The following is a 4,005-nucleotide window of genomic DNA, read 5'->3' as shown; positions in this document are numbered from 1 at the left end:
ACGCACCATGTACGACAAGAACGAACTCCCCCGCAACCGCATCTGGCGCACCACCGGAGACGAACAACTCGTCCTCATCACCTGCGGCGGCGACTTCAACCCCGACATCCGCCGCTACCGACAGAACATCGTCATCTACGCAAGCCCCATCAACTGACCACTCGCAGCGTGAAGGGACGTCACCCGTGAACCAGAAGCACCGCTCCGAGCCGACGGCTCGCACCGTGCGCGTCCTCGATGCCTCGACATGGGACGCATTCGACGAGTTGTGCGCGAGCAGCAACGGTTACCCCAGCGGCTGCTACTGCATTGGCTTCCACGAGGAGGGGCCGAGCAAGCAGTCGGCATCGGTGAACCGCGAGCGCAAGCGCGAGCGCGTGCTCGCCGGCACCACGCACGCCGCACTGGTCTTCGACGGCGGACTCTGCGTCGGGTGGTGCCAGTTCGGGCCACCCACCGAGGTCGTGCGGATCAAGAACCGCCGCAAGTACGACACGACTCGCCTGGGAGAGCTCCCCGAGTGGCGGATCGGCTGCAACTACGTGCGTGCCGGCCATCGACGACAACGAGTCGCCCGCGACGCGCTGGCCGGTGCTCTCGAGTTCATCGCAGCGAGCGGTGGCGGCCGCGTCGAGGGCTACCCCGAACCCGCCGGTGACGTTCCGGCGGGATTCCTGTTCCACGGCGCGCTCTCCACCTTCGATCAGCTCGGCTTCACCCGCGACCGCCTGATCGGCAAGCACCGCTGGGTCGTCTCCAAGCTGATCGAACCGGCCTGACACCGCCCGCGGACTCGCCCGGGGATCGTCACTCGGACCATCCGATCGCAGACGTCGAGTCGACGCACGCCCTGGGAGACGGAGTCGGTCCGTGGCGGCCTCGACCCGTGAGTGGACGGACGTGTCACTCCGGTCGGCGGCCCGTACCACGGACGTTCACGCCTTCGGCGAATGTCCGGGGAACCGGGGAGTGGAGCTCCCAGGGGACTCCGGACGCACCTACACACGAACACGATCACATCCATCTGCTCAGTGCCCATTTCAGTACGCCTTACTCAATGCGGTGGAGTAACCCTTCGACCAAAGGAACTCGAGTCGAGGTGCATATGCGCGCGTCATCGAGCGCCTGACGCGATCAGATTGCCGGATCTGCGTGGGGTGATGCTGGGTGTTCAACGCGCGTTATTGAGTGGGTCTGGATCGGGATGTCCGACTTCGTTGGGTGGCGATTTGGTGTTTGGCTGAGCGCAGCAGGCGTCTGAACGTCGGTTCGTCGATACGGGGTAAGCGCCGGTGGCGGAGTCCGGGAGTGTTGGTCAACGCGGAGTCGGCGGCGGCGTTCCATCGTTGCGAGGTCCTGCCGGAGAGCGAAGTCGCAGGCCACGAACACCGCCACCCACACCCACGGATCCAACAGATCCAACTCGAACAACGCAAAGTTCTCGAACACGGACACCGCCAACGACGTCGCCGCCAACTTCGCGACCACCGACTTCGCGACCAGGAACGCGACACCTGACGCCGCCGTCGTCGCGAACGCCGCCATGTCCGGACACACACCCGCCCAGCGGCGGCGCGCCGACTCCAACACCAGGACCAGCAACGTGAACCCCACGAACAGCACGCCCGCATGCGCCGTGTAGAACTCGACGAAAGAACCGAACATCTCGCCCACAGTGCCAGGAACCGAACGCCGAGGGAATGAAGGAAACCACCCACACGGGCCCGGCGGACTGCGCTGACCGCACGCCAGAATGGAAAGAACACTTGCCACGAAAGGCCCTCATGGCAACATGTTTGCCCACCCCACCCTCAGGGCACCCGCAGTTGCCGTGCGCGCACCACCCGAGTTACGCCGAGTGGCGTCGCCCAGGCCGCCCCACACCATCACACCCATGATCCGCACACTCACCGCCTGCGCCCTCGCACTCAGCGCCACCATCGTCGCCGCACCCGCAGCCCACGCCCAGACCGCCGACGTCGCCGCCGGGGCCACCACACTCGCCCCCGTCGACACGTGCCGTCTCGCCGACACCCGCACCGCCCAAGGCTTCGAGCGCCTCGACGAACACACCATCCGCGTCCGAGTCGCCGGGCGCTGCGGCGCCGCAGACGACTCCACCGCCGCTGCACTCAACGCCGTGTCCGTCAACACCCGCACCGCCGGGTTCGTCAGCATCTACCCGTCCGACATCGCTCGCCCCGACATCTCCAACATCAACGCGTCCATCCTCGACACGATCGCGAACTCTGCAGTCGTCAAACTGTCCGCCGACGGCCACGTCGACGTGTACCACTCCGGCACCGCCGACATCGTCGTCGACCTCACCGCCACCTTCCGCCCCGCCACCGAACCCACCAGCGCCGGGCGCTACACACCCGTTGCACCCACCCGGATCATCGACACACGCACCAGCGGACAACGCGGCGCGGGCGCACTCGGCGTCCCCACCAACACAGTCGTCCCCGCCGGCGCCGCAGCCGTCGTCGCGACCGTCACCGCAGTCAACGCGACAGGCCCCGGCTACGTCACCGCCTGGCCGTCAGGTGAGCCGCAGCCCAACACCTCGACGCTCAACACCGACTTCTTGAACCGCACGCGCGCCGTCACCGCAATCATCTCCAACACCGACGGCTCGAGCGGACTCGACGTGTACCGCTCCGTCACCTCCGACGTCGTCATCGACATCGTCGGCTACTTCACCGGTGACAACGCACCCGCCGACACCAACGGCATGTTCGTCCCCGAATCCCCACGCCGGGTCACCGACACCCGCACCACCAACGGCCCGATCCACCCGCGCGGAACCATCGAACTCCGCCCCGCCACCAGCAGCGCTGCAGCGCTGCTCAACATCGCAGCCACCGACAACACCGACAACGGATACCTCACCGCATGGCCGGCACGCACCGCGCGGCCCGCCACCAGCAACCTCAACGTCGCGTGGCGCACACCCGTTGCCGCGATGGCCATCGTGGGGTTGTCCCAGCACGGTGCAGCGCTGTACTCCGGCATCGGCACCCAGGTCGTCGTCGACGTCGCCGGGCGCTTCACCGGACCCGAAACCGTCGCCACCGGCGACGCCGCACCCAACACCGCCAACGGCGACATTCCGCGAGTGCTGTTCGTGTCGGACTCCTCGCTCGCCGGGATCCGCTGGACCGGATCGCTGAACTACCTGCAAGGCGCACGATTCGACGCTCGCCTCGAGTCGTGCCGGCGACTGTCCGGGGTGTCGTGTCGCGGGCGTGAAGGGTACGCGCCCGTCACCGCCGCCACCGACGTACGCCGAGCCGGCGGCGGCTTCGACACGCTCGTGATCGCCACCGGCTACAACGACTACAGCGGCACGTTCCAACGCGGCTTCGAACAGGTCATGAACGCCGCCCGCGCCAACGGGACCCGCCAAGTCGTGTGGCTCACCTACCGCGAACCGGTCGGCTACAACTCGCCGGCCGGAGCGTCGAACGCTGCGACGTTCGCAGCGAACAACGTCACCCTGCGCAACAACGCAGCATCAGGGTTGTGGCCCGAACTGGTCGTCGCGGACTGGAACACCCACACCGCCCCCGCAGCACGACGCGGATGGCTGACCTCCGACGGCGTCCACGTCACCGCCCAAGGCGCACCGCAGGCCGCGATGTACGTGTCGCGCTACCTGGCTTTCCTCGACCGGCGGGCGTGCCCCGCGGGAATCGGCGGGGTCACCGTGCCCGCCGGCTGGTGCGCCAACCCCGACACCTACTGAACAGGCGAGTTCCCGACGGCGGCATCTTCGACAGTCTGGGCACTGGCTGAGACAGCGTCTCAAGGACGCATATCGCTCACCCACCAACACCGTGTGACCCGCTCGTAGCGGCACGTTCGGGACTGTCAGATCCGCGGTGTAACTGGTCTGGCCTGAAACGCTGAGCGACTCGCTCGGCTGGAAGGACAGACAACCATGACAGACCATGATGTGGCGGTGGCGACACCGTCGGATGAGACGAGCGAGGAGCGGCCCGA

At 67.2% G+C, this 4,005-nt stretch carries 3 protein-coding genes; 2 read left to right on the top strand and 1 reads right to left on the bottom strand.

Going from position 1 to position 4,005, the window contains the following annotated elements; translation table 11 throughout:
* The first annotated feature begins 185 nt into the window (after nucleotides 1-185).
* Entirely contained in the window at nucleotides 186-779 is a 594-nt protein-coding gene (locus tag ABJK40_RS06745) for a GNAT family N-acetyltransferase (RefSeq protein ID WP_348478505.1), read from the top strand.
* A 355-nt stretch (nucleotides 780-1,134) separates the two neighbouring features.
* Here ABJK40_RS06745 and ABJK40_RS06740 read toward each other — a convergent pair whose 3' ends face one another.
* On the bottom strand, nucleotides 1,135-1,665 hold the full coding sequence (locus ABJK40_RS06740) for a hypothetical protein (RefSeq protein WP_348478504.1): 531 nt from the start codon (nucleotides 1,663-1,665) through the stop codon (nucleotides 1,135-1,137).
* Between the two features lie 229 nt (nucleotides 1,666-1,894).
* On the opposite strand from ABJK40_RS06740, the gene ABJK40_RS06735 reads away from it, so the two are divergent.
* Nucleotides 1,895-3,748 (top strand): hypothetical protein, encoded by a 1,854-nt coding sequence (locus ABJK40_RS06735; RefSeq protein WP_348478502.1) that lies wholly within the window; start codon nucleotides 1,895-1,897, stop codon nucleotides 3,746-3,748.
* The last annotated feature ends 257 nt before the right edge of the window (nucleotides 3,749-4,005 follow it).

Origin of the sequence: Ilumatobacter sp., from assembly GCF_039969435.1 — a bacterium.
Taxonomy (GTDB): Bacteria; Actinomycetota; Acidimicrobiia; order Acidimicrobiales; family Ilumatobacteraceae; genus Ilumatobacter_A.
Note: the sequence above shows the minus strand (reverse complement) of the source record. Positions and strands in the feature narration are given on the sequence as shown.